Source organism: Phycisphaerae bacterium, assembly GCA_019636475.1.
Lineage (GTDB): Bacteria > Planctomycetota > Phycisphaerae > UBA1845 > UTPLA1 > JADJRI01.
Map to the genome: position 1 here is coordinate 147,832 of JAHBXN010000005.1, position 26,507 is coordinate 174,338.

Annotated in this window: 19 protein-coding genes; 9 read left to right on the forward strand and 10 right to left on the reverse strand. The window is 60.9% G+C overall.

What is annotated here, in order from left to right; all coding sequences use genetic code 11:
• Positions 1-27: 27 nt before the first annotated feature.
• Together KF841_09835 and KF841_09840 are read right to left on the reverse strand one after the other, a co-directional pair.
• The gene (locus KF841_09835; protein MBX3395654.1) at positions 28-1,260 is read right to left on the reverse strand and encodes a hydroxyacid dehydrogenase; all 1,233 of its coding nucleotides are present in this window, start codon (positions 1,258-1,260) and stop codon (positions 28-30) included.
• A 336-nt stretch (positions 1,261-1,596) separates the two neighbouring features.
• Positions 1,597-2,583, reverse strand: a complete 987-nt coding sequence (locus KF841_09840; protein MBX3395655.1) for a hydroxyacid dehydrogenase — start codon at positions 2,581-2,583, stop codon at positions 1,597-1,599.
• Between the two features lie 367 nt (positions 2,584-2,950).
• On the opposite strand from KF841_09840, the gene KF841_09845 reads away from it, so the two are divergent.
• Both KF841_09845 and KF841_09850 read left to right on the forward strand, forming a co-directional pair.
• The gene (locus tag KF841_09845; GenBank protein MBX3395656.1) at positions 2,951-3,814 is read left to right on the forward strand and encodes a hypothetical protein; all 864 of its coding nucleotides are present in this window, start codon (positions 2,951-2,953) and stop codon (positions 3,812-3,814) included.
• Positions 3,815-4,064: 250 nt separating this feature from the next.
• Positions 4,065-5,435: a sigma-54-dependent Fis family transcriptional regulator gene (locus tag KF841_09850; protein MBX3395657.1), complete on the forward strand. Its 1,371-nt coding sequence runs from the start codon at positions 4,065-4,067 to the stop codon at positions 5,433-5,435.
• A 30-nt stretch (positions 5,436-5,465) separates the two neighbouring features.
• Here the strand turns inward: KF841_09850 and KF841_09855 are convergent, their stop codons facing one another.
• Together KF841_09855 and recG are read right to left on the reverse strand one after the other, a co-directional pair.
• Entirely contained in the window at positions 5,466-5,975 is a 510-nt protein-coding gene (locus KF841_09855) for a DUF4920 domain-containing protein (protein ID MBX3395658.1), read from the reverse strand.
• 310 nt (positions 5,976-6,285) lie between these two features.
• The gene (recG, locus tag KF841_09860; protein MBX3395659.1) at positions 6,286-8,526 is read right to left on the reverse strand and encodes an ATP-dependent DNA helicase RecG; all 2,241 of its coding nucleotides are present in this window, start codon (positions 8,524-8,526) and stop codon (positions 6,286-6,288) included.
• A gap of 417 nt (positions 8,527-8,943) precedes the next feature.
• Between recG and KF841_09865 the strand changes: the two genes are divergently transcribed.
• On the forward strand, positions 8,944-9,852 hold the full coding sequence (locus tag KF841_09865) for a sugar kinase (GenBank protein ID MBX3395660.1): 909 nt from the start codon (positions 8,944-8,946) through the stop codon (positions 9,850-9,852).
• Between the two features lie 95 nt (positions 9,853-9,947).
• On the opposite strand, the gene KF841_09870 is transcribed toward KF841_09865, so the two are convergent.
• Positions 9,948-14,450, reverse strand: a complete 4,503-nt coding sequence (locus KF841_09870) for a PQQ-dependent sugar dehydrogenase (protein ID MBX3395661.1) — start codon at positions 14,448-14,450, stop codon at positions 9,948-9,950.
• A 394-nt stretch (positions 14,451-14,844) separates the two neighbouring features.
• Here KF841_09870 and KF841_09875 point away from each other — a divergent pair, with 394 nt between their 5' ends.
• The 5 genes from KF841_09875 (at position 14,845) to paaJ (ending at position 18,237) form a co-directional block, all read left to right on the forward strand.
• Positions 14,845-15,432, forward strand: coding sequence for a TetR family transcriptional regulator (locus tag KF841_09875; protein ID MBX3395662.1), 588 nt, complete (start codon positions 14,845-14,847; stop codon positions 15,430-15,432).
• A gap of 16 nt (positions 15,433-15,448) precedes the next feature.
• Positions 15,449-16,459 carry a 1,2-phenylacetyl-CoA epoxidase subunit A gene (paaA, locus tag KF841_09880; GenBank protein MBX3395663.1) on the forward strand — a complete coding sequence of 337 codons (1,011 nt, stop codon included), beginning with the start codon at positions 15,449-15,451 and terminating at the stop codon, positions 16,457-16,459.
• A gap of 2 nt (positions 16,460-16,461) precedes the next feature.
• Positions 16,462-16,764, forward strand: a complete 303-nt coding sequence (locus KF841_09885) for a 1,2-phenylacetyl-CoA epoxidase subunit B (GenBank protein MBX3395664.1) — start codon at positions 16,462-16,464, stop codon at positions 16,762-16,764.
• Positions 16,765-16,849: 85 nt separating this feature from the next.
• Positions 16,850-17,668, forward strand: a complete 819-nt coding sequence (gene paaC / locus KF841_09890) for a phenylacetate-CoA oxygenase subunit PaaC (protein ID MBX3395665.1) — start codon at positions 16,850-16,852, stop codon at positions 17,666-17,668.
• A gap of 56 nt (positions 17,669-17,724) precedes the next feature.
• The gene (gene paaJ, locus KF841_09895; protein MBX3395666.1) at positions 17,725-18,237 is read left to right on the forward strand and encodes a phenylacetate-CoA oxygenase subunit PaaJ; all 513 of its coding nucleotides are present in this window, start codon (positions 17,725-17,727) and stop codon (positions 18,235-18,237) included.
• Between the two features lie 40 nt (positions 18,238-18,277).
• On the opposite strand, the gene KF841_09900 is transcribed toward paaJ, so the two are convergent.
• Complete coding sequence (locus tag KF841_09900) at positions 18,278-19,048, reverse strand: SIMPL domain-containing protein (protein MBX3395667.1); 771 nt, start codon at positions 19,046-19,048, stop codon at positions 18,278-18,280.
• 300 nt (positions 19,049-19,348) lie between these two features.
• Here KF841_09900 and preA point away from each other — a divergent pair, with 300 nt between their 5' ends.
• Positions 19,349-20,755: an NAD-dependent dihydropyrimidine dehydrogenase subunit PreA gene (preA, locus tag KF841_09905; protein ID MBX3395668.1), complete on the forward strand. Its 1,407-nt coding sequence runs from the start codon at positions 19,349-19,351 to the stop codon at positions 20,753-20,755.
• Between the two features lie 35 nt (positions 20,756-20,790).
• Here the strand turns inward: preA and KF841_09910 are convergent, their stop codons facing one another.
• The 4 genes from KF841_09910 to KF841_09925 form a co-directional block, all read right to left on the reverse strand.
• Positions 20,791-20,961 (reverse strand): hypothetical protein, encoded by a 171-nt coding sequence (locus KF841_09910; protein ID MBX3395669.1) that lies wholly within the window; start codon positions 20,959-20,961, stop codon positions 20,791-20,793.
• 114 nt (positions 20,962-21,075) lie between these two features.
• Positions 21,076-21,840, reverse strand: a complete 765-nt coding sequence (locus KF841_09915) for a hypothetical protein (protein ID MBX3395670.1) — start codon at positions 21,838-21,840, stop codon at positions 21,076-21,078.
• A gap of 449 nt (positions 21,841-22,289) precedes the next feature.
• A complete protein-coding gene (locus tag KF841_09920) occupies positions 22,290-25,817 on the reverse strand; it encodes an FtsX-like permease family protein (GenBank protein ID MBX3395671.1) in 3,528 nt (1,175 codons plus the stop codon).
• A complete protein-coding gene (locus KF841_09925) occupies positions 25,814-26,485 on the reverse strand; it encodes an ABC transporter ATP-binding protein (protein MBX3395672.1) in 672 nt (223 codons plus the stop codon). Before KF841_09925 ends, KF841_09920 begins: the two co-directional genes overlap by 4 nt.
• Positions 26,486-26,507 lie beyond the last annotated feature (22 nt).

The following is a 26,507-nucleotide window of genomic DNA, read 5'->3' on the forward strand; positions in this document are numbered from 1 at the left end:
GGCCGCCCCTAACAGGGAATTGCGCGGTCATGGCCCCGCTGGACCGGCCAGGGGCTTCACTTCGACCTTGATGACCTTGTCCTTCATTCCGGCAATTGCTTCAATCAGGGTGGAAGCGGGCGTCTTGTCAAGCTGGATGATCGCCAAGGCGGCTTCGTACCCCTGATAGATCGTGTTGCTCATCTGCTTCACGCTGATATTTGCGCGACTGATCACATCGAGCACGCTAGCGAGGACACCCACTTTGTCATAATGCCTGACGACAAGCTGGCACGCCGCGTTGCAACGCGTTTCGATGTTTACGCAGTGCAAGACCTCGCCCGTCGCGGCGAAGACCTTCGCGATCCGCACAGCCTCGTCGGCGATAGCCTGCTGGGCTTCATCGGTGGACGCGCCAATGTGATGCGTCGCGTACACGACGCCGCCGGCTCGAATGATCTCCGGATGAAACTCCGCCTGGCCCACGCCCGGCTCCTTCGGGAATACATCCAGTCCGGCTCGAATCTGTCGATCGCGAATGGCGTCCAGCAGCGCGGAATAATCGAGGACATCCGCCCTCGCGGTGTTAATCAGATAGGCGCCGGGCCGAAGCTGCTCGATCACTTCGGCGCTGATCAGGTTTCGGGTCTCGGGAGCGGCTGCGACATGGACCGTGAGAATATCGCATCGCGCCGCGGCCTCAGCCGGGCTTCCGCAGCGAATGACGCCCAATCGCGTCGCGTCGTCGTGGGTCAGCGATCGGCTGTAGGCCACCACGTTCATTTCAAACGCCCGCGCCCTTGCGATGACCGCCCGACCTATCTCTCCGGTACCGATGACCCCCAGTGTGCGTCCCTTCAGGCCGCGCGCCTTTGAGTATTCCTTTTTGTTCCACGTTCCCGCGCGAAGATCGACCGTGGCGTCCACAATCCGCCGATCGAGCGCGAGGATTAGCCCGAAGGTCAGTTCGGCGACGGCAACCGCGTTCTTACCGGGACAATTCGCGACGGCAATGCTGCGCCCGGATGCCGCCGCCACATCGATCGTGTTGTAACCAGCTCCCGCCCTGATGATGAGACCCAATTCTTCCGAAGCCTCGATCGCATCCCGGGGCACTTCGGTGCCGCGGACAATCAGGATGTTGCATCGACTCGATGCCACGGCCTCACGCAGCGCGGCATCCTTCAAAGCAGGCTCATACTTCACTTCAAAACCGGCGGTTCGCAGCTCGTCCAATCCGCCCGCTTCAAACTGATCGGCTACCAGGACCCGTAATGCCATCCAACTGACTCCTCAATCGCACAAAACTCACATCATCCGGCGGTCCGATTATCCACATCGCAGCGCGCCTGGAATGGGCATCATGCACTGTCGCCGGGCATCCTCGCTTGCCGCGCGCCGGCCGTCAACGGACCGAATCCCGTACGACCGGCGCAGCGAGTTTTCAACAATTTCAGGAAAACGACGCGGCCCCGCCAAACGGTCGGTTTGCGCGGGGCCGTGGTGAGGAGAGAGTGAGGCTGGATTTGTCGCGCCGGACGCCGCCGCGCGGACTTCGCGGTCATGGGGTGTCCGGCTGCCGCTGTTCATTCAAGCCGACGGCGATTGCCACGGCGATCAGCCACCGACCACGTGTACTTTCTCCGGATTGACGCAGTGCAGAAATTCGTCGTGGTCGCGATACGCAGCGATCACTCGGATCATCTCCTCTGCAACCGCGTCCTGGGCCTGATGGGTCGAGGCGCCGACATGGTGCGTGCCGTACAGGTGCGGCTCGTGACTGATGGGATCCTTGAACTCGGGATCCGTCGCAGTCGGCTCCAACTCGTACACATCGAGCGCGGCCCCTGCAATGTCGCCGCAACGCAGCGATTCTGCGAGCGCCGTTTCGTCCACCACCCCGCCGCGACTGCAATTGACCAGATAGGCCGTCGGCTTCATCAGAGCCAATTCACGCCGACCGATCATGTGGCGAGTCTGCATTCCACCTGGGACATGGAGCGTGATGAAATCAGCCTCCTCAATCAGGTCGTCAAACCTTGAATACTTGACGCCGAGTTGCTTCTCAAGTTCGGGCCGGCGAATCACGTCGTAATACATGACATTCATTCCGAAGGCGGCCGCACGGCAGGCCACTTCCTGTCCGACACATCCCAATCCGATGATGCCGAGCGTGCGGCCTTTGAGTCCGAGCGCTTCGCTGCTGTATTTTTTCTTGTTCCAGACTCCGCGCCGCAGGTCGTCTGTTTCGTCAACGATCTGCCGATCGAGCGCGATCATGAGTCCGATCGTCAATTCAGCGACCGCGACCGAGTTCATTCCCGGACAATTGCAGACCCGAATTCCGAGTTCATCGGCCGCAGCGACGTCGATGGTATCGAAGCCAGACCCGGCGCGAATGACGAGTTTTAGCCCGTGGCCCGCCTCCAACACGGGACGGGGAACCTTGGTTGAACGGACCACCAGTACTTCACAACCGGTTTCGGCAACGGCGTCGGCCAAGTCTTTCCCCGTCAGGCCGGTCCTGCTGAAGACTTCGCAGCCCATTGACTTGAGTCTGGAAATGGCGAAGTCCGGAATTTTGTCAGCGAGCAGAATTTTCATGCGGCACCTCCTCACGAACGATTGCACACCACAATCCCGACTGCATTGATTTCAGACCCGGTGGAGCGGACTGATTGCGCACCCGGGTTCATGTACCAGGATGGCGCCGGGAGCCGCTGAATTCCGCCGTGTTTGAAGGACAGCCTGAGGAATTCAGGGCAATTGTCGTGCCATCGTCCGGAACGGCGCCGAAGGAACGCTTCAAGCACGAAACAGTCCTGAAAGCGGAAGCCTGCCCACTCCGGGGGACAAATCACCCAAACTCGTTATCATCTCCGAAGCTGACAAGCGATTGGCCGCCGTATCTTTCCGCACTTCCGTGGAACAACGCGCTTTAATGCGGAAATCTCAAACGGAACGAGGCGACATGACCCGCGTCGGAGTGATCGAACCGACGGCTGCCGGAACTGCGAGAGGCTCTGAAATGTCGAATCAACCGCATAAAGTTGTCGATCCGATTCACGGATTGCGGGCGTTCCTTGCCCTGGACGCGATCGTTCGCCTGTTTCTCTGGTCGGGCTCCATCGTCGTCGCGGTCGGCTGTATCAGCGCGCTGGGCGACTGGCCGTCGGTTCCGCTGATTCGCTCGGACTTCGGAACCGCATTGCACTGGATCGGCACGCTGTGTCAGTTCGCGTTTCTGTTCAATGTGAGTTACGTGCTGCTGCTATCACTTCTGCGCCTGCCGATTCCGACACCGAAGCCGGGACGATATACGCTGGTGCCGGGCAAGCCGCCGGATAGACAACTGGTCTGGGCGTGTCTGGCGGCGACGCTGACAAAAGCCCGTTACGAACCGCCCTTTCCGGGCTTTCTCGTTCATCACGTCGCGAGTCTTCCGCCGTTCTGCTGGATTTATAACAGTGTTGTCGGCCCGAAGACGAAATCGTGCAGCGTGACAGATGTGAAGTTCATGGACCCGTTCGGAATTGAAGTCGGGAGGAATGTGGTCTTCGGCCTGGGCACGATCATCTCCGCCCATGCTCAGGGGCGCGACGACATCACGATCCGCAAGACTCGAATTGAAGACAACGTCATATTCGGCGGCAACGTGATCGTGTATGACGGCTGCACGATTGGACAGGGCAGCGTCATCCTGGGAGGCGCCATCGTGAAGTCGGGCACGGTGGTGGGAGAGAACGAAGTGTGGGGAGGCATTCCGGCACGGAAGCTGAAGACGCTCCCGCCGTTCGGTTCGCCCATGTCGGCCGAGGACGAGTTTTCTGTGTAGGTGCCGCGGGTGTGTGGCGCAGACTGCTATATGAAGAGGGCCGCCGACGCATTTGTCGCAATCGTCCCGCACCTCACGTATTTGAAAGATCATGCTAAAATGACGCTGATGCGGACGGCATTGGCCGGCCGTTGGAATTCACTGGGTCGCGTGCGCGTTGCACTCGAAATCGGATCGGGCAACGACGCGGCGGGTTGTCGGCTTGTTACAAGGCCGACTGGCGACGAGAGTCATTCATAGACCGGAAGACATGTCCGACACGTCTTTTATCTTGATCGTTGAAGATGAGCATTCGCACGGGGAAGCCGTGAAAGAAGGTCTTGAGCGCGCAGGCCACGCGTGCCACCTGGTTGATTCAGTCGACGAGGCGCTCGCTTCGCTCCGGCAGCGCGCCCCCCATGTGGTGGTGTCGGACTATCGGCTGGGCGGCCACATCACCGGCCTTGAACTGCTCTCGCGGGCGCGCCAGATCAGCCCTTGGACACAGTTCATCCTTATTACGGCGCACGGCGATGAGCAACTCGCAAGGGACGCCTTCAAGGATGCCGGCGTATTCGACTATTTGAAGAAGCCTCTGGATCTCGAACTTCTGCGAAGACAGGTCAGCAGCGCCGCCCGGCAGGCGAAGATACTTCGCGAGAACTACCAACTGGCGGTTCTGCATCAACAGGCGGATTCGTTCGAGGGAATCATCGCGGTCAGCGGCGCGATGAAGAGCGTGCTGAACCGGGTCCGAAAGCTGGCGAAGACCAAGCTGACGGTGGTGATTTACGGCGAATCCGGTACGGGCAAAGAGCTGATCGCTCGCGCCATCCATAACAACTCTGACCGCCGGAAAAAGCCGTGGGTGGCCGTGAACTGTGCCGGCATTTCGGAGGGAATCCTCGAATCGGAGTTGTTCGGCCACATCAAAGGTTCGTTCACGAACGCCTTCGCGGACCGGCGCGGCTACTTTGAAGAGGCGGACGGCGGGACCGTATTTCTTGATGAGATCGGAGACATGCCGCTTCCGATGCAGGCGAAGCTATTGCGCGTTCTTGAGAACGGCGAGGTGCTGCGTGTCGGTTCGAGCAAGCCCGTCCATGTCGACGTCCGAGTGGTCGCCGCGACGAATCGCAATCTCAAGGAGCTGATTGGGGAGAGGAAGTTTCGCGAGGACTTGTTCTTCCGAATCAATCAGGCCGAGATCAATCTGCTCCCGCTGCGCGACCGGCCGGAAGACATTCCCCCATTGATCTATCATTTTGTGCAGATGGCGAACACAATTCAGGGGACGCAGGTGCGTAAGATCACCCCGGAAGCGCTGCACCTGCTGACGCGATATCGCTGGCCGGGGAATGTTCGCGAGTTACAGAATGTGATCAGCCAGGTTGTCGCCATGTGCGACGGGGATACGCTCGACGTGCGCGACCTGCCGGCGGTGCCGCCAATCAATGCCACGACAGAGATTGTGCCGGTGACGACACGCAGCTACGCCAATATCACGCTGCGTGAGCTGGAAAAACTGGCGATTCAGCATGCCCTTGCGAAGAATCAGGGCAACCGCGAAAAGGCGGCGAAAGATCTCGGAATCGGCGCGCGGACACTCTATCGCAAGCTGCGCGAGTTCAACCTATCCTGATGCGATCGCGAACCTGGGCGACGGGAAACGTCACTGTACCGGGGGGTCCAGTTTGTCGCCTTCGGAGATGGCGACTGAATCCGCGAAAAAGGTGATCTCGGTCTGAGGCCCCTTGATCGCTTCGACTTCGTCGACGGTCTTGCCGTTGTCCTCGGCGTAGTGGCGGGCGTCGGCCTCGCTCAGGGTGAGGACCTCGACGGTTCCGTTCATATAGACCTGGTGCCCGCCGGCATTGCGCGGGACAAGGAATCCGTCGCTGCATGCCTCACTTTTGGTGAAACGAACGCGCGCGGTGTGCGTGCCGTCCGTGACGGTCATCCAGCAGCCGCGGTTCTTGCAGACCTCGACAATCCGACCCTTCACGCAAATGCGATCGCCTTTGAGCGAATCGGCTCGAGCGACGACATCGCTCAGGGTCATGACTTTTTTCACTTCGCTATGACCGCCGTACACCTTGAATCCTTGGGTGTTCTCGGATGTCTGACAGCCCACGGCGAACATGCAAACGGCTACAAACGGCATGACAACCAGCTTCTTCACGGCCGACTCCTACAGCGCGACGAGGACCTCGCGCCAACATCTTGCCTTAGAAATCCCAAAACGACCGTAACAGAATATCGCCGACTGATCCATATGCAAGCTGCGGATGGCTTTATCGGTGACGGCGCTCCGCGGGGCTCCCATCGTCCGGGTGGTCGAAGACCATTCGCCCGCTCATTCGGACTGAGCCGCGCCTGTGACGATGAATCTCCGGATCGACATCGAGCAGCTTCCTTGAGCCTGAGGATGATGCCGAACATCGGCCTTGCCGGCGGATTTGATGAGTCGAGGGACCTGCAGGCGTGTTTGATCAACCCATTCCCATCAGCTTCAATCGATCGCCATATTTCAGCATCAGCGATTCGCGAAGCGCTGCGAGCCGCGGGTTCTGGAGATGCGGATCATTGCGCAAATAATCAGCCGCATCCTGTTGGGCAGAGCGAAGAATGTCGCCGTCGTTCACGAGATTCGCCACGCGCAGGTCGGGCAGGCCGTGCTGCCGGACTCCCAGCATCTCACCCGATCCGCGAATGCGCAAATCCTGCTCCGCGATTCTGAAACCATCCGTGGTTTCCAACAGGACGTTCAAACGCTCATTCTCCGCCGCGCGAGCCGATCCGGTCATTAAGAGGCAGTGCCCCGGCTTGTCACCTCGGCCGACGCGGCCCCGCAACTGGTGCAACTGCGACAGGCCGTATCTTTCGGAATGTTCGACAACCATGCAGGTCGCGTTCGGCACGTCGATTCCGACCTCGATCACGGTTGTCGCGACAAGAACCCGCACGCTGCCAGCGGCAAATTTTGCCATGACGGTCTCGCGTTCGTCCGTTGTCATTCGACCATGAAGCAGGCCAACGGTGAAGCCACGGAACTCGACGTCGCGAAGCCGCTCAAACTCGACCGTTGCCGCCTTCGCTTCAACCTTGTCTGACTCGTCGATCAGTGGATAAACGACATAGGCCTGCTCGCCCGCCGCGAGTTGCCTTCGCACAAACTCCCACGCAGCGGGCCGCATGGAAGGGAGCACCATTCGGGTCTGAATCGGGCTTCTTCCGGGTGGCAACTCGTCGATGGTTGTGGCGTCCAGGTCACCGAAGACCGTCATGGCGAGCGTCCGCGGAATCGGGGTGGCCGTCATCACGAGGTAATGCGGCGCCGGTCCCTTGGCGCGAAAATTGGCCCGCTGTCTGACGCCAAATCGGTGCTGTTCGTCAATGACGACGAGGCCGAGTCGCTTGAATCGCACGTCGGCCTGAATGAGTGCATGGGTGCCAACCACCAGATCAAGCTGTCCCGCCGCAATCCGACCGATGATCTCCCGCCGCGCAGCAGCGCGGAGTCCGCCGACGAGCAGCGCGTTTCGAACTCGGCTGCCCGCCAGATAGCGGTCGATCGATCGGGCATGCTGCTCCGCGAGCAATTCCGTCGGCGCCATGACCGCGACCTGCATTCGATTGGCGATCGCGACGAGCGCCGCATAGAGCGCCACGACGGTTTTTCCGCAACCCACATCGCCCTGGAGCATGCGCTGCATTGGCCGCGCCTGGGCCAGATCCGCCGAGATTTCCTGCACGGCGCGGTTCTGCGCCGGGGTCAGGGGAAATGGGAACCGCGCCCTGATGCGCCGGTCGATTTCATCGCTGGAATGCAGTGCCGTGGCCGTTGCGCTCGCGGCCCGCTGCCTTCGTGCAATCTGGGTTGCCAACTGAAGCAGGAGCAGTTCGTCATAGGCGAGCCGCCGCCTGGCCCGTTCGACGTCCGCGTCGACCGTGGGCCGATGCAGGACTTCAAAGGACCATCGGCGCGGGGCAAGATCGCGCTTAAGCAGATGATCGGCGTCGTGCCATTCGCTCACAAGCGCGAGCATCCGGTCCAGGTTCACGGCGATCAGTCGCGCGATCTGCTCGCTTGAGAGCATCGCGGTTGCGGGATAGACGCCCGCCACGCTCGCCGGGTTCTTTTCATTCGCCGGCGCCGCGTCGCCGCCCAGCACCGTGATCTTCGGATTGACGATCTGCGGCCGATCGCGATAACCGCGAACCTGCCCCGTCAATCGAACGATCATGCCCGGCTTCACCCGATCGATCATCCACGGCGCGTTAAACCACACCGCACCGCAGCGGGCGGAGTTGTCTGTCACGGTCGCCGCCACGGATCGACCGAATCTCCCGCCCTGCAAGCGAACGGCCGTGACCTGCCCGACGATGGATGCGGTCATGCCTTCGTCAAGATTCGCGACGAGACGCTCCTCGGTGCGCTCGTGGCGCACCGGCACGTATTCGAGCAAGTCGCCGATCGTTCGGACGCCCAGCCGCGCGAATGATTCAGCCCGCTTTGGACCGACTCCCGGGAGAAATTGAATTTCGTCGGAGAGGTTGAACTCGCGGCGCCGCGTACTCTCGGCCGCTTTGGGGCGACCGGGCGGTGTCACGGAATGATGAGCTTCATTCCCACGGGCAGATTGGTTGGATCGGTGACGCGCCGGCGATTTGCGACCAGTATCCTCCGCCAGTCGCGGCTGTTCCCGTAGTACTTCTCGGAGAGGGTCCATAGCGTGTCGTTCGGCTGCACGAGGTGAATACGGCCCGGAATTTGTGTGGCGTCGAATTGATCGTCCGATGGCGAGACGGACGATGCCAGTTTGCTGCCGCCGTCATTGGTCGGAGTCGCGCTCGGCGGCGACTTCGGCGCACAAGCGGCCGCGGTGATGATACAGACGGCGGCGAGCATCCCGATTGAACGCCGACTTCCGATCCAGCGCCCCCGCAATCGCTCGCTTCGATTCAACACGCGATGCCTCGGTCGCCACTTGCTGAGCATATCGGGCCTATTATGACGCGGTCCGGGTTTGAATGGAACCGGTCGAATTATGTCGCGGCCGCCCCATTTGACCCGGACATCCTGCGACCTCACAATCAACCGGATTCAACTTGCGGTACCGCTGGTCACACAGAGGAGATCTCGCCACATGCCCTTGCTCGTCACCGGAACCGTCGGAATCGATACCGTGGAAACACCGACTGCGCGCGTCGATAATGTTCCCGGCGGTTCGGCCTTTCATTTCGCCATGGCGGCCGCGCTGGTCGGTCCGGTTCGACTCGTCGCTGCCGTGGGTGACGATTTCCCTGCTGAACACCGCCGATATTTCGACGGGTTGCCGATTGATATCACAGGGCTCGAGATCCGCAAAGGCTCCAAGACCTTCAGTTGGCATGGGAAATACCTGGACGACATGAATCAGCGGGAAAGTCTCCGCACCGACTTGAACGTGATCGCCGAGGCCCCGCCGCCGATCCCGGACGCCTATCGCGATTCGGACTATGTCTTCCTCGCGAACACCCATCCGGCAGTGCAACGCGGTTTCCTTGAGCAGATGCACCAGCCCAAGCTCGTCGTAATGGATACGATGGATCTTTGGATCAACATCTGCAAGGACGAACTCATGGCCACGCTTCGAAAAGTTCATGGCGTCGTAATGAATGACAGCGAAGCGCGGCTCCTGACCGGCGTTCGCGATGTGATTCCCGCGGCGCGGCAGGTTCTTGCGGCGGGACCTCGATTCGTCATCGTGAAAAAAGGCGAGCACGGCGCGATGCTCGTCACGGCCGACGAGATCGCGTCGCTCCCGGCCTATCCGACGGCCGGCGTGGTCGATCCAACCGGGGCAGGGGACAGTTTCGCCGGGGGCATGATGGGTTACCTTGCCCGGGTCGATCGACACGATACCCGAGCTATCAAGACGGCGATGGCCTACGGAACGTGCACCGCTTCAATCTGCATCGAGGACTTTTCCAGCGAGGCGCTGCGGCGCGCCGACCCGAATGAAGTTCAGCGTCGACTGGCGCGCTACAGCGACATGCTCACCATCGATGCATGAACGCGAGTTCACGTCGCACCAAATGAACGCGGGCGCAACCTTCGGTCGCGCCCGCGCATTCCACCTTGATTCGAAGCGTCAGCCGCCAGACCGCATCACGGGGCGTTCAACAAGGCGTTCACCATTCCCGCGATGTCATTCAGATCCAACGCGGCGTTCTGGCTGAAATCGCCGGCGCAAATCTCCGCCTGCGACGGCGAGCCCAACAGGCCGTTGACGAACGCCTGCACGTCCGCTCCGTTGACGCTGCTGTCACCGTTCATGTCGCCGTCGGCCGCGCCGCACGGCTGATCGCAGCCATCCGGGATGCTGTCGTAGTCGAGATCGACCTGCGTTCCGGCTTCAAGCTCGCAGCCGTCGCTCGCTCCGTCCAAGTCACAATCGGCCAGCGTCTGACAACTGTCCGGCACACGATCGGGACGGCCACGACTTCCCGCATCCGCGAGGAAGGCCTCCAGATTGGCGAAGTCCTGCTGGGTGAATTCAGGGTGCGAACCCCCCGGATGATTCGTGGGTGGAAGCAGTTTGTTCCATATCTGGACGCGCGACTTGTTGCGCAGGCTCGGTCCGGGGCAGGGCCCCCCGCACGGGAACGGATCGCCGATGCCACCGGTCCCGTTCACATTGTGGCAGAAGATGCAGGTCGTTGAGAACAGGGCTCCTCCCTGCGAGGCATCTCCGAGCGGGCCGCCGTCGCAGTCAAGCTGGGGATTTGATGCGATATCGCACTCGTCCGGAACGCCGTTCTGGTTGCAATCGGCGCTGGTTTCGTTCGCGATGTCGATCGCGTCATTCACGCCGTTGCCGTTGCAATCGCAGCCGGGCACGCCGGGCTCGCACTCGTCCGGGATACCGTTGGCGTTGCAGTCGAAACTGGTGTGGCCGGCGATGTCGTCGGCGTCGTCGATGCAATTGCCATTGCAGTCCGGCGGGCCGGCCGATGCGCAAGCCACGAATGCATCGACGCCAGCCTCCACGACATGCCCCGTGCCGGCGTCGGTGGCGATGAAGCGGATGCGGATATTCGAGCCGGCCGCGACCTGCCCCGCCGCCCCGCCGACGAGAATCGTATCCTCTCGCCACGATGCCGCAGCCGCGGCATAGGTTCGCACCAGCGTCCAGTTGGTTCCGCCATTTGTCGAGACTTCGACGGTCAAGCCATCGCCAGGACCGAGCAAGCCGCCAGGCGTGTCGTTAAGCCAGTAGGCATAGCGAATCTGCCCGCCCGACGACAGGTCGAACACGGGCGATGTCAGGATGGTGGATCCACCGTCGACATCGCTGTCGCAGTTATTGACGCCGCCGTTGCTCAGCATCGAGTTATCGGTGAGATAGCACTGGCCGGCGCCGCCGAAGGCCGCCGGCGGCGCGCCGCGGGACGAGCAGTTCACGGGCACGCCACGATTCCAATGGCCGTCGGTCGCGTTGCCGCTGACGGTCCAGCCCTGGTCGGCTTCAAACTGATCTTCGAAAACCGGGTCGCAATCCGGGATGATCTGGCAACTGCAATCGCAATTCAGCGAATCCGGTGGATCACACTGTTCGCCATCCTCCACGGATCCGTTGCCGCAGTCGCCGATGACAGGAATATCGCACTCAATGCGATAAATGAATCCGGTCACGCAGACGATATAAAGCTCTCCGGCCGCATCCTCGCCGAAGGAGACGATCGCACTGATCGAACCTGCGTCAGGGGTGATGTCCGCCGTGCGATCCTGCAATTGAGAAAGCGTCGACCCGTCGTAGCGGAACGTTCGAATATAGTTGCCGCCGTAATCGGCAAAGAAATAGGTGCCCGACAAACCGGGAATCGCACAGCCTCGATAGACATAACCGCCGGTAATGGAAATGGTTCCGCTGTCAGAATGATTCACGACATGGATCGGGAATTTGTAGTTCGCCGCCGGTCCGCAACCGCTCGAATTGTATACCGCGTTGCCCTCGTAGCAACGCCAGCCGTAGTTCTCGCCGCCGATGCTGGATGCCGGCTGAAAATTAACTTCCTCCCAGACGCTCTGACCGACATCGGCGATGTAGAGGTCGCCGGTGAGGCGATCGAAGGAGAATCGCCACGGATTGCGCAGGCCTTTGGCCCACACTTCCGGCAACCAAGCGCCTCCCGGATTGTCCGACGGTACGTAAGTCGGCGGATTGTCCACGTCCAGACGAAGCATCTTCCCGAGCAATGAGGCATCGCTTTGAGCCAGATTATTCGGGTCACCCTGACTGCCGCCATCTCCGGTGGCACAGTAGAGCCTGCCGTCCGGACCGAATTGCAGCTGGCCGCCGTTGTGATTACTGAAGGGCTGGGTGATTTCCCGAAGTATGACGGCGCTTGCGGCGTTCGCGATGTTCGGATTGGCGGAGACGGTGTATTCGACGATTCGGGTGCGCCGCGGATTGGCGAGTGTCGTATAGTTGACATAGAACTTTCCGTTGGCGGAATAATTCGGATGGAACGCCATGCTGAACAGCCCGTCCTCGCCGCCGGTCCGCACGAGCGACGAGATATTCAGGAACGGCGTCGGCAATAGGGCGCCGGACGTCAAGTCAAGAATCTGAATGACGCCGTTAAGCTGGGTGATGAACAGCCGCGTCGTATCCCCGGGCGGTGCACATGCAAAGGAGGGAGATGTAGCCGTCGCGACGAGGGTGGCTTTCAAGTTGCAGATTTCGGCACACTCGTCGGGGATTCCGTCGGCGTTGCAATCGGAGCTGCGCAATTCGGTGATGTCCAGATAATCATCCAGGCCGTTGTTATTGCAGTCTATCAGGATGCGGTCGCCTCCGGGGCCGACGATGGACGCCGTGGCAATCGCCGGCGTACCTTCGGCGAACAGGCTGATCACGGCGTTTACATTTGCCGGCTGGACGTTGGTTTCGAAACGGAAGTTGTACAGCGTGCCCCATCGCAGCGCGTTCGAATTGGCGCCGACGTTCACCATTGTCCATGTCATGGTGTTTCCGGCATAGCTCGGAACCCAATCCGTCCCGTCGCGATTCACATTTCCGATTCCATCGCCGGAGTGGTAAGGCACGTCATGGAAACCGACATTCCGAACGGTGCCACCGATCGTCACGGGGATCGAGAATGAATCCGCGCCGCGCTCGGAATTCAAATTCTGAACGGCATATTCATACCGGTAGTAACCGTCGCCGAGGTCCGTCGCCTTGGCCGCGATGATGTAGAGGCCGTCGTTGGGAACCTGCACGTCGGCTTCGACCACCGCGGGATCGTTATCCCGCCAGGCTCGAATGCCGGCCTGTGCCCGCTGCGTGGCACCGGTCAGGACGAAGGTCCGGTCATTGCCCGTTCCGCTGATCAACACGCGCCGATACGACGCGTTGTTGTTGTTGTTGCCGGCGGCGGCATCGTCCGCGGTGACATACTGTCCTTCTACAAAATAGAGCGCGTTGGGGTCCTCCAAATCGCTCAGATAGACCTGTAGCCGTCGGGCAATCGTGCCGGAATATGACGGATTGGCGATGGGATGCTGATGAACGCCTGTCGTCGGATTAACCTGATACTTCGGTCCCGCGCCGCTCTGGCCACCGTTTCGACTGGCGCTGTATGGGTCGGAGCAGCCGACGCCAAGCGCCACTTCGCCGTTCTGGGGTGAGCAACTTGTGCAGCAGGCCGTGCCTTGCAACGCGAAGAAGCCGTGCTTAAGCCACGATTGCCCAATGTGCTCGAAACGTCCGTTCGACAAACGGAAGAAATTCTGCCCAATCACCGGATGCCGGGTCTCGTTTCCGCTGGCGCCGTTGTCCAGCCAACTCAGAGGCTGTGTTCCGATGTTGCAGGAAGTCGTGCCGACAGCGAATGCGTCGACATAGACATTGCCTCCGATATTTACCGCCGTCACCTGATAGGCGGAGTTCCCGGAATCGCCGACCAGTTCGCCCACGATCACATCCGGACCGACGTTTCCGTTGCAGGCCCACGACGGCCCGCCCCGCGGCTCGCCCTCCAGATCGTAAACAATGTGCGTGGGCTCGTTCACGCCGTCGATGGTGTCGTCGCCGCCGGCCGGCGCGAGCACGACGGTTGCGTCCAACTGCCCGATTCGAGCACCGCTGAGCGTTGGACGATCGAGCGCTTTGGCCAATTCGCCCGTGATCACGACCTCCGGCGCGCGAAGCCTCCATTCCTGCGCTGCCGAATCCCATGCGACACGGGCGTTCAGCAATTCGACGGCGAGCGGCATCACGCCAAGCAGCATACGACCGCTCTCCAGGTCGGCGAGATTGACGGCAGGATCGATGATCTCCACCCGCCGGTCGGACACGGCGAGCCGGATTCCGCCTTCGAGCCTGAAAAGCCCGCCGACAGGGTGTGGCACGGCCATGACACTGGCGGCTGTCCATTCCCGGGTCCGGGATGCGTCGAAGGCTTCAGTACCCGCGTCGACAGGGCGAGCGTTCCCGGTTGAGCTGATGCGAGACACCTCAAGCTGCAGCTCGCCGCACGCCACGGAGTCGATCGTCAGGTCAAATTCGGTGTGCGCGACGGACCATCTGGTTTCCGCGACAGCGGGCGAGGCGATGGCGCAAAAAATGGCCACGACTGTGGTTAGGCCGCGATGCATCAATTTCATCTGTTCGTTTTCCTTCTGTTCGGTGTGTGACGCGAGGCACGCCAATTGGCCAAGGATGTAGAAACCTGTCGGCGGTGCGATGTCGGTCGGACTGCACCGTGAGCCCGCAGGTCAGGTGAGAAACCAGCGAAGGATGGACTGACGCGGCCGTCCGGCGGCCCCGCTTCCCCAGACCCTCCATTCTTCGCATTGTGGCGGAATCGGACGCTAAGTTCAACGAATCATCGCTGGAGGCTCGGAGGTATTTCGGTCTGCCACGGGCCTGCGAGAATTGTGGCCCCGATCACACGCAGTGTCTGTCCGCCAATAATTCTGTTGACCGGTAATGCCTGGAATTGTAGAATACTAACGAGCGCTTGCTCGCATGGTATTTGTGCGCTCGGAGTGACCGACTATGCCCGCCGCTGCAACCTCCACAAAGTCACAGATCCATCAGGCGGCCTGTCGACTGTTCCGCGAACGGGGTTTTCATGCGACAAGTGTCCGCGATATCGCCGAAGCGGTGGGACTGCAGGGCGGCAGCCTCTACGCCCATATGAACAGCAAGGATGATCTTCTCTGGGAGATCGTCAACGTTGCTGCCAATCAGTTTTTCGGCGCGATTCGCCCTATCGCTGAATCCGACACCGACATCCTGCACAAGCTGCGACGGGCGATGATCGCTCATGTGAACGTCGTCGCAAGCGATCTCGACGCCGCGGCAGTGTACACCGTCGAGTGGCGGCATCTTTCGCCTGAGCGGCGTTCCGCGGTTACAGCCCGGCGCGATGAATATGAAGGACTCTTCTGCTCGCTGGTATCTCAGGCGATCCAGCAGCGATATCTGACACCGACGGACGCGGCCGACGCGACGCGATTCATCCTCTCATCCCTGAATTATGTCTTCACATGGTACAAAGCCGACGGTCCGCTTTCTCCACTGGAAATCGGCGTCATGCTTGCGGACTACATCTTTGACGGCCTCAAACGCCGCACCGTCTAGCAATCCGGAGACTGGCATGGTTTCATTCAATACGCAGCATCTGACTGACGACAAACCCGGCGATCCCGGCTATGAACGCCAACTGTCCGCGTTCGAAGCGCGAATCAGCCGGGGAGACAAGGTCGAACCCGGCGACTGGATGCCCTACGACTATCGTCAGCAACTCATCCGCCTGATCCACGTTCACGCCAACAGTGAAATCTGCGGCGCGCTTCCGGAAGGGACATGGATTCCCCATGCTCCGAGCCTGAAACGAAAACTCGCCCTGGTGGCAAAGGTTCAGGACGAAGTGGGCCACGGCCAGCTTCTGTATCGTGCGGCGGAAACGCTCGGCAAGCCGCGCGAGGAGATGATCGAGGAGCTCATCAGCGGCAAGGCGAAGTACTCCAACGTCTTTCACTATCCGGCCGAGTCCTGGGCCGACGTCTGCGTCATCGCCTGGCTGATCGACGCGGCCGCGATCGTGAACCAGAAGATGATGGCAGACGGCTCGTACGGGCCGTATGGCCGGGCGCTCAAACGAATCTGTTATGAAGAGGCGTTTCACCTGACGCATGGCTATGACATGTGCATTTCCCTGGCGACAGGCACGCGGCTTCAGCGCGACATGCTTCAGGATGCGGTCAATCGGTGGTGGAAGCCGATCATGATGTTCCACGGGCCTTCGGACAAGGAATCGAAGCACACAGAGCTGCTGATGCGCTGGGGTATCAAGCTGCGGACCAACGATGAGCAGCGACAGGAGTTTCTACGGAAGTATCTGCCCAAGATGCTGAACCTCGGCCTGAAGATTCCGACCGAGTGGGAGATGCGATTCGACGAAGCAACAAAGACGTGGCACTACAACGAGCCGCAGTGGGACGAGTTCCTTCACGTGGTGCGAGGCAACGGCCCCGTCAGTGCCCAGCGGCTTGAGACAAGGCGACTGTCACACGAACAAGGTCGCTGGGTGCGCGAGGCGCTGGCGGCCGCCGCGGCGGGCAAGCGCGTTCCGCTTCCGCCGACGGCTTATGCAAACCGAGGCTGACCATGACGCAGACGCCCGAACAGGTTTGGGAGGTTTTTCATCAATCGGCGCGCGGCGAGCCCCATGTCCACGTCGGCTCGGTCCACGCGACGGACGCGGACACGGCGGTGTTGATGGCCAAGGAGCAATTTGCCCGCCGACTGGCATGCGTCAACATCTGGGTCGTTCCATCAGATGCCATTACTGAGACACCTTATGAAGACGCGGACATGTTCGAACACGGAACGGACAAGAGCTATCGCGAAGCCTTCGGATATGAGACCACCAAGCGTGCAAAAGCCGTGGGCGACGCGGCGGAGCTATGAGATGTAAACGGCCGACCGGACGGTCGCCACGCGGGAAACCCAGATGACAGCACAAACCGAAAGCCCAATTTCGATTCCGCCGAGCCTGAATCCGGCCATTATTGACCTGCTTTATCGCCTCGCGGACGACGGGTTGATCATCGGTCATCGTAATTCGGAATGGACCGGCCTGGGTCCGATCCTTGAGGAGGACATTGCGTTTTCGTCGGTGGCTCAGGACAAAATGGGGCACGCCCTGGCGATCTACAATCTCCTGCATGAACTCGGCGAACCAGCGCCGGACCAGCTCGCCTTCTTCCGTGATGCCGCAGAATTCCGCAATTGTTCCCTCGTCGCGCTCGAGTGCTTTTCGGAGACCGATGCCGCATCGACACCCTCGCTGCGAAACAACCCGACGCGCGACCGGCTCGTCTCGCATGGCGACTGGTCGCTCGCTCTGGTTCGACAGTTTTTCTTCTCCGAGGCGGACTCGGTGCGTTTCAACGCGCTGGCGAACAGCACTTTCGAACCGCTCGCAATTCTCGTACGAAAATTCCGCGGCGAAATCAAGTATCACACACTGCACGGCCGCACGATGATGCGCCGATTGCCCGCCGCGACGCTCGAAGGCCGCTCGCGAATTCAGAAGGCGGTAGACACGCTCTGGCCGCATGCACTCGGGCTGTTCGAGCCGACTCGATATGACAAGCAGCTTTCCGATGCCGGCATCTGCCCTGGCGAGTCGGTCCTGTGTGAACAATGGCGCTCCGAAGTGGAACCCATCCTGCGCGAAACGGGAGTTCACATTCCGACGACCGCCGCACCGGTATATGGCGGGCGCGCCGGAAAGCACTTGACCGAGATGGTTTCGCTGCTTAGCGACATGCAGAAAGTAGCGCGGATGGACCCGGACGCGAAGTGGTGATCGCGCCGGCAATCGGCACCGTCAGTCCGATTCCGAAAGTTGAGGCGCAGTCCATGATGAGCACGACTCAACAGTCAGCGACGACGTTGTTGCGGGTCCGGCGCGCGATTGAATCCGTGACCGACCCCGAAATTCCGATTCTCTCCGTCGTTGACCTGGGCATCATTCCCGATATCCGGGTTCAGCAAGTCGATGGTCGCACGCGCGTCGAGGTCGACATGTGCCCCACTTTCGCCGGCTGCCCGGCGCTCGATGTGATGCGATCCAGCATCAAATCCGCCGTGGAAGAAGCGGGTTTCGACGATGTGACCGTCCATGTCGTCTTCGATCCGCCCTGGACCAGCGATCGCATCAGCCTCGAAGGGCTGCGCAAGCTGAAGGAGTTCGGGCTTGCACCGCCGACTCACTGCAACGGGTCCATGAAAGAGGACATGCTGCACCAGGTGTCCTGCCCATTCTGCTCCTCCAATAACACCACGCTGGAATCGATTTTCGGCCCGACACTCTGCCGCGCGATTCACTACTGCAATGACTGCCTCCAGTCGTTTGAACAATTCAAGCCGGTATAACACGCGGTTGAAATCGGTTCCGCCCCGGTGGAGACGCAGGTCAGCCGCCGGACTCAATCCGGAACTTGACCGTCACGACGACCTGCACGTCCTTGTCGATCGTTGAGGTGTCGTAGGTTCCCCAGTCGGTCACTTCGGTCGACAGTGGCTGCGTCACCTGGAGCACACCCATCTGCGCCGATCGCACCTCGGCCACCCGGCAACCGGTTTCATTCGCGATATTGTCCGCGCGGGCGCGCGCATCCTTCGCGGCGTCGGCCATCAGCTCGACCTTGAGCTTTGCCAGATCGCTGTAGTAATAGGCCGGCGAACAGGAGAACACGAGGATTCCCTCCTGAATCAGTTGTGTCACCTCGCCGGCAGCCCGGGCGACGCGATCCACATCGGTCGTCGTGACCGTGAAGCCTCGCACGAGGCTGTATCCGCTGATTTCCCGCGTCTCGTTGCCCTTTGCATCGCGAACATGGTGTTCGATGGTGCTGATCGATGACATCCCGATTTCGCCGGCCTTGAATCCCTGCTGATCGAGAAACTGCCGAACGCGAGTCACGCTCTGGTCGAGTATTCCGAAAGCCGCCTTGAGCTCCTTGTCCTCGCCGCGAACGCTGATATCCCAAACGGCCTGATCGGATCGAATTCGCTTGCGAGTCGATCCTTTGACCGTGATGATCTGTTCCGCCTTAAGGCTCTGCTCTCCCCGTGCGACGTAGGCACGTGAGGCCACGACGGTGCTGCTGATCGCGCCGACGATTGCCGCCAGGGTAACGAGAGCGGCGGCCGCAGCAAAATTGAAACGAATGTTGTATTCCACGACGATCCTCCCTGATGTCAATGAAGGGGCGCTGCAAGCCTTCCCTGGCTCCCAGCCATTTTTCGCGCGCCCAACTATCCCGCTACGTCGCCCACGCCGACTCGGTTCGAACAGTGTTTCGGCCGGCCGGACCGTCTGACCTCGTCAATCCGACCGTTAGAGGCGACCTCGCGGGGCTGCTATACTCGTTGCCCCAGCCGCCTGTACACTGGACGAGGATATCCGCGTTTGCTCACCGGGTACGCGGACCTGAGAAACGATGCCGTCGTCATGGCAGGATCATCGAGAGGAGCAGGATTCATGTCGCCCGATCTATCCATCTCGTTTTGCGGAGTCCGAGCTCCGAATCCCTTCTGGCTGGCTTCGGCCCCGCCGACCAACAGCGGCTATCAGATTCGCCGCGCCTTCGAAGCCGGCTGGGGAGGCGCCGTGTGGAAAACACTGAACCACGAGCCGATCGTGAATGTCTCCTCCCGGTACGGCGCGATTGACTACGACGGTCGAAAAGTGGCCGGGCTGAACAACATTGAGCTGATAACCGATCGTTCACTTGAAGACAATCTCCGCGAGATTCGTGAGATCAAGCGGGAGTTTCCCGGCCATGCCGTCTTCGTTTCCCTCATGGTTGAGTCCAAACGGGAGACCTGGCATGACATCGTGAAGCGAACGCAGGACACGGGCTGTGACGGCGTCGAGCTGAACTTTGGCTGCCCGCACGGCATGAGCGAACGCGGCATGGGATCGGCCGTCGGGCAAGTGCCCGAATACGCGGAGATGATCACGAGCTGGGTCAAGGAAGCTGCAACGATTCCGGTCATGGTGAAGCTCACGCCGAACATCACGGATGTCCGCGCCGTGGCCCGGGCGGCCAAACAGGGCGGCGCTGATGCGGTCTCGCTGATCAACACCATCAACAGCATCATGGGCATCGATCTCGACACCTTTGGTCCGAGGCCGGCCGTCGCCGGGAAAGGTTCGCACGGCGGCTACTGCGGCCCCGCCGTCAAACCGATCGCGCTCAACATGGTGTCAGCCATCGCAACCGATCCGGACTGCAAGGGATTGCCGATCAGCGGAATCGGCGGGATTCAGGCATGGCAGGACGCGCTGGAGTTCATGCTGCTCGGTGCGGGTAGCGTGCAGGTCTGCACCGCGGTAATGCACTACGGCTTCCGGATTGTGGAACACATGATCAGCGGAATGACGAACTGGATGCGCGAGAAGCGATTTGCCCGCGTGACGGATTTTCAGGGCAAAGCGGCGCCGAACATTGTGGACTGGGGCGATCTGGACCTCAGCTACAAGGTTGTGGCTGAAATCGATCAATCGAAATGCGTGCACTGCGGGCTGTGCTACATCGCCTGCGAGGACGGGTGCCACCAATCGATCAAATGGGAAAAAATGCCTCTGGCCGACTTCGAGAAGTCGTATGGTGCGAATGGCTCATTCATCAATCCCAACATGGAGGCAACCCGCAGCGGCGGGGTCAACTGTCTCCCCGGCGCTGGCGATGGTTACGTCGGGATCTTTACGATCAATCAAGACACCTGCGTGGGCTGCAACATGTGCTCCCTCGTGTGCCCGGTGCAGAGTTGCATTTCGATGAAAGAGCGACCAAGCGGGCTGCCAAGCATGACATGGAAGGAATACCAGCGGAAGCTGGCCGCCGGAGAAGTGCAGAAAATCAAGCCGCCCGAACATGTATGATCGTCGCCGCGCCATCGGCGCGTCACAGGCCGAGCCTAATGATCGGTGTCATTTGGCGGGATAAGGCCCTGCCGGATCATCTCAATTCGCTCACGATGCCTGTGGCTCATTCTAACGAGCTGTTGCACCGACCAGCCGACCGTCCCGATAATTGCAATCCACGCCCACCACGGAAACACAGTTAGCACGTTTTGCAGATTTGTCATGCGCAAGCCTCCAATTTCGACGCCACGCCGAACCGAAGTGTATTGTCACACGCATGACGAATATTTTCCAATGAGCGGCGCCACAGGCAAGGGTGTGCGGGCCGGACCGGTCCCTCAAAACGCACCGGCGGTCAGAATCGAAGCGGGATCGCCAATAACACGGGGCGCCAGGATGACCTCGGCCCACTTGCGGGCGCGATATCCGAAATGGCTTCCGGTATGCCCGTACTTGAGCCAATCGATGCGCCATTCGTGCTGATTGATCCGATCCGCCTTGAGCAGATTCCCGCGGGCATCGACAAAACCCGTGTGCCCGGCCGAAAGGGTGTTCTTCCGGTCAATCGTACCGAACAGGGACGTTCCCCAGCCCACGATGCCATCGGCGCGACTATAGAAATTGTCAATCGCATGACATCGCGACCGCACAATCGAGAGGTTGTAATCATTGGAGACCGCCGCAGCCGTGAGAATCAGGCGATCGAGCATCACATCGTCCGGAAGCATTTCGACCGCCATGACCGCCAATCCACCGCCACCGCTGTTGCCGACGAGAATCACGGCGCGGCCGGGGCTCTTCCGGCGGGCCTCCGTAAGACGATCGGCAATGCGACGGGCTCGCTGTTTGTTCGCCTCATAGTCAGTCAAGTTGCGAATGGGTTGGAATGCGGACGTCTCCCACGGAATGACCTCGACCTCATATTCAAGCTGGGCCGCCGCGATGGCGTCGCACAATCCGTCCCGCATGCCTGTCAACTCCGACGGCTGCCCCACGATGCCGGGAATCATGAAAATCGTCCCTGCCTGCATTCGCTTCTCGCGATCGACTGTGGGTTCGGCCTCGCCGGGTTCCCGCCGATCAGGCACGGCTCGCGATGTCATGGGGCAATCTCGCGTCCCGCATGCTTCATTCATGGCGCCGGAGGTAGGGATCGCGACAGATTCACCGTTCACGCCCTGTCCAGCGTCCGCGCATCCCGCACCGAAAGCGAGACAAATCGCCAGCATGTAGGACGAATGCCCGCTGTGCCAAGACCGCTTGCGGCGGGCGCATGAAACCGTGCGATGGGTGGACATCTGTCTGGCATCCTCCTCGGCGAAGGGCTTCGGACAGCCCGAAGCAACTGTCGTCCCCTTGGTACACGCAAGTTGTTCGATTCTTCCTCAATAGAAAAATATATCAAACGGGCCGCCGTACTCGGGACCGAATAATCATTGTGCTGGCTGTTTGCAGAAGGGATCGATGTCCGAGAACGCGCGCGGGCAGCAAACGCAGAGGGAGCGCCATGCACCGCACGACCACCGACGGAGAAGCGATTTGATCGATTAGACTATTCCGACCGGAGTGCACCAAGAATCGGCGCGCGAGCCGCCGCGCGGACCGCCAGTCCGCCTGCTGAGAGACCAATCACAAAAACGGCCGCGATGGTCCATGCGAGCGACTTCCAATCGACATCGTGCGGCCGCGACAGAATGTGCGGCAACACCGCCGAGATCGCAGCAACCACGCCGATCAGCAAACCCGTCGAGAGCACGGACGCATTCTCCGCGAACACCATCAACTCCACCCGACGCCGGGAGAAGCCAAGTGCTCGGATCAGTGCGAACTCTCCGCGCCGCTCGGTGATGTTGCGCAACATGACGGCCGCCAGCCCGAGCGTGCCCATCATCAGTCCGATTCCGCCCAGGGTCTGGAAGGCGGCCATGTATGTGTTTTCCACGGCTCGGTAACGATTAAGCCTCGCAAGAGTGAGCTCTGCATCCACGCCATAGCGAGAGAGATCGCGTTGAAGATGTTCGAGGACCTCGCGCGACTTTTCGGTCGCTGTCGCCATGAGGACGAGTCCGAAACCCGACGCGGACGGGTAAAGATCCTTGAACGAGTCTTCCGACACGATTAACTCACTTTGGAGCACGCTGCCTGAGAGCATTCCGACAATTCGCAGCCGCCGCTGCCGCCCCGCTTCGTCGGCCACGACAAAATCATCCCCCAGTCCGATCTTGAGCAGCCATGTCAACGCGTTGGCATCGCCGATCGCGGGAATTGCGCCGTCTGCGATCGGATGGCGGAGCAACGTCCACGGATTGCCCCGTTCTTCCGCCGTTCGAGCCAGACTGGACTGAAATCGAAAACCGCCTCGATCGATGAATGAGGCCGGCGCGCCGAGAATTCGAGGCCGCGCCACGCTGTACAGGTTCAGGCAACTGGCATCGTCACCCGGCTTGAGTCGCAAGGGCATGATCGTGCTTCCCGTCAGCAAGGCAGCCGTCGCGTCCGAGATGCCGAGATTCTCGCGACCTGATTCAATTGCCGGATCGAACGGTAGCGGAATGGAGGCTTCCATGATCTCAGAGTATCCGCCCGTGCCGCCATCCCTGGCCAATGCACCGCCGCCCTCGGTGTGGCGCGCGGCTCCGACGGCAATAATGACGAACGCCGCACATGACAGCAGCGCTGCCGTCGTCAATGTTCGACTGCGCCGGCGACTCGCATTTCGCACGCTCAGCCGAACGATCGCTCCGAGTCCGCCGCGATAAATCACGGATGTCGGCGGTCGCCCAATCAGAATCGCCAACGCCGCCAGTCCGGCCACCAGTAGCGCGGTCCCACAGACAAAAAACGCCGTGACCGCGGGCACCGCGTCTGTAGCTATTGCCGCGACGATCGCGCCCACTCCGACCAGCGCGGCCACCAGCAACGTGCGGATCGCCCAGCGGCTCGCGCGCCGTCCGGGCCATGCCGCGCGGCGCTCGATCAACTCCGGCTTTTTCGCATTGGAGACAACCTCGTCATCAATGGTCGCCGTGCCAGACAGGAGCGCCCGGGGCGAGTGCCTCGACAGGCCGCGCATGGCGATCTTCAGCGACCCCGCCGCAATAAGAAATGACGACGCCAATCCGACGGACAAACTAATCATCGAAAGATGCAGTCCAAGAAATGTCGCGCCGACTGCATCCACCCACCATGTCCTCAGCCCGGCCACCATCAGCCACGCATACAACGCCGCACCGGCCGTACCCAACACGCCGCCCACAGCCGCGACAATTGCTCCCTCCGTGAAAAAGAGCCGGCCGATCACCCGCTGAGGGAATCCCAGCGCCGCCAGCAAGCCAATCTCCGAAGCCCGCCGCTCCAGGTTGAGCCGAAAAACCAGGCCGATCAACATGCCCGCGGCCGCGATGATGAAGAAGCTGAACGAGATGAAGAGCATACCGAAATCGGTGCTGCCCTGGCCGGCGGCGGTCGCCCTAGCCCGGATATCGTCAAATGTCACGCCGACCCGCTCCGGGTTCAGTTCCGCCGTCAGCGCCGCTTCGAATTGATGCCGGAAATCCGCCGACGTCATCGATTCAGGTGTAGCGATTCGCATCGAAGTGAGTCGACCGTGCTGCGGATCTCGATCGGTCCAGAGTCGCTGGCCGGTCGCAAGCGCAATCAGCGCCTTGGGCGTGCCCCTGAATTGTTTCCAATAGGACTCATCGGCCGGCGTGATGCGCTTCAGGTCGATCCGAAACTGGCTTGGCGGATTCCATGCTGAAAGCGTCGCCGCATCGGTGATGCCCCGATACGCGGGCAACAGGCCGACCGGCGCCAGATCGGCGGATGCGTACCGTTCCGCAATCACGGTGAAGTCGTGTGTCGATTCCGCCAGTTCTCCGCCGACCGCGCCGCTAACGTAATATGTCATCTTCGCGCGGGAATGATCGCTCGTCGCCGGTCCAAGCTGACCCACGATCCAATCGCAGAAAACAATGCCGTCGGGTCCGACGGAGTTCCATTGCGGCGCGATTTGCGGCAGCAGCAGGTCAATCGCGGTCTGATCCATCGCCGCGACGACGGAGTAAGGAACCGATCGTCCGGTGTCCGTGCTTGTTCCGGAAAGCGCGATGTCGTTTGCAAGGTAGGTCAGGACACGACCCACACGGGCCTGAACCCGTTCGGCCGCTCGTTCGACCGCCGATTCCATCTGCGGATCCAGCAGCAGACGCTCAGACTCCACCGCGAGGTGGGACGGAACATCATACGACACGATGCGAAGGTCGAAATCAGCCGGCGAGATCGCGTGGGCCAGCCGGTCGTTCAGCGTGTGTATCACATTTGATGCGGATGTCCCGCGGCTCGATGGCAAGGCATCGGCACCCGTGGACTGCCCCTCCAGGCCGCACAGGATCGCGTTGACACGGCCATCTCGATCGATCGATCGCTGGATCGCCGCGAGCGGAACAAATGCGTTGAGGACTCCGCCCTGGTTGAAATCGAGCGAAAAGCCCCCGAGGCCGGTATCGTCGATGACCCCGCGTACGGTCAATCGCAGCGATGCAGCCGCCTCATCCGGCCGACCCAGCACGCTTTCCGTCGGCACGGTCGAAGCCCGCGTGAGCCGAAGCAGCACATCGTCACCAACAGTCGCGCTTATTTTGGTCGCGAGTGATTGATTCAAAACGACCGACCGATCATCCGACGTCAGCATGTCGATCAATTGTGCGCCGTCGTTGGGCCGCAGATCGCTGCCTGCCTGTCCCCAGAGCGCACCAAAACCTGCGTCGGCGCCGATGATCTGCACGCGGTTCGCGCGAAGCCGCCGCTGGGCGTGTTCTACCGAGCCCTGGAGCATGACAACACCGGCGCCGCCAACCGCGTGAGCAACCTCAGCCCGGAGAAATCGCGCCCCGCGCAGAGCCGTCTGCACCGGTCCCAAACGTCGCAAGGCGTGTTCGCGAAGGCTGCCTCGCATCGAGTCACCGACCAGAAGCGCGCCCGTCAGCGCCGCAGTGCCCACCGCCGAGCAGATTGCCAGGGTCAGGTGCATCCGCCAGTGATGCCGCAGCCCCCTGAGTTGTAGCAAGCCGAACGTCATGATTGCGTCATCGGTGAAAGGACTCCGTCCCGGATGATCATCGTCCGGTCGAATCGGCCGGCGATCTCCTCGCTGTGAGTGACGACGACCAGGATCGTTTTTTCTTCGCGGTGAATTTCCGTCAGCAGATCGGCCACTCGTTCCGCATTCGCGCGGTCGAGATTTCCCGTCGGCTCATCGGCAAGCAGGACGGCCGGTCGGTTTATCAGCGCCCGTGCGATCGCCGCGCGTTGGCGTTCGCCGCCCGAGAGCTGCGCGGGGCGATGATCCATTCGCTCTGAGAGACCGACTCGTCCGAGCAGTTGCCGCGCCCGTTCCAATTCATCCGCTCCGGCGACGACAAGCGTGGGAATCAGCACATTCTCCAGAACCGTGCACTGCGGAAGCAGGTGATGATCCTGAAACACAAACCCCACCGATCGATTTCGAAATGCAGCCTGATCCGCCTCGGGGAGATCGAACGGCGCGCGGCCGTCGACCCGAAGCGTCCCACCCGTCGGTGTATCAAGCACGCCGAGAATATTCAGGAACGTGCTTTTCCCGCAGCCGGACGGTCCCATGACAGCCGCCGAATCACCGGCCTGAAGTGTCAAGGTCGCGTCACGTAGAACTTGCAGCCCGCCGTCCGCCGTGGGATATGTCTTTGATAGTCTTATTGCTTCCAGCATGCCCGCTCCATCCGTCCGGCCA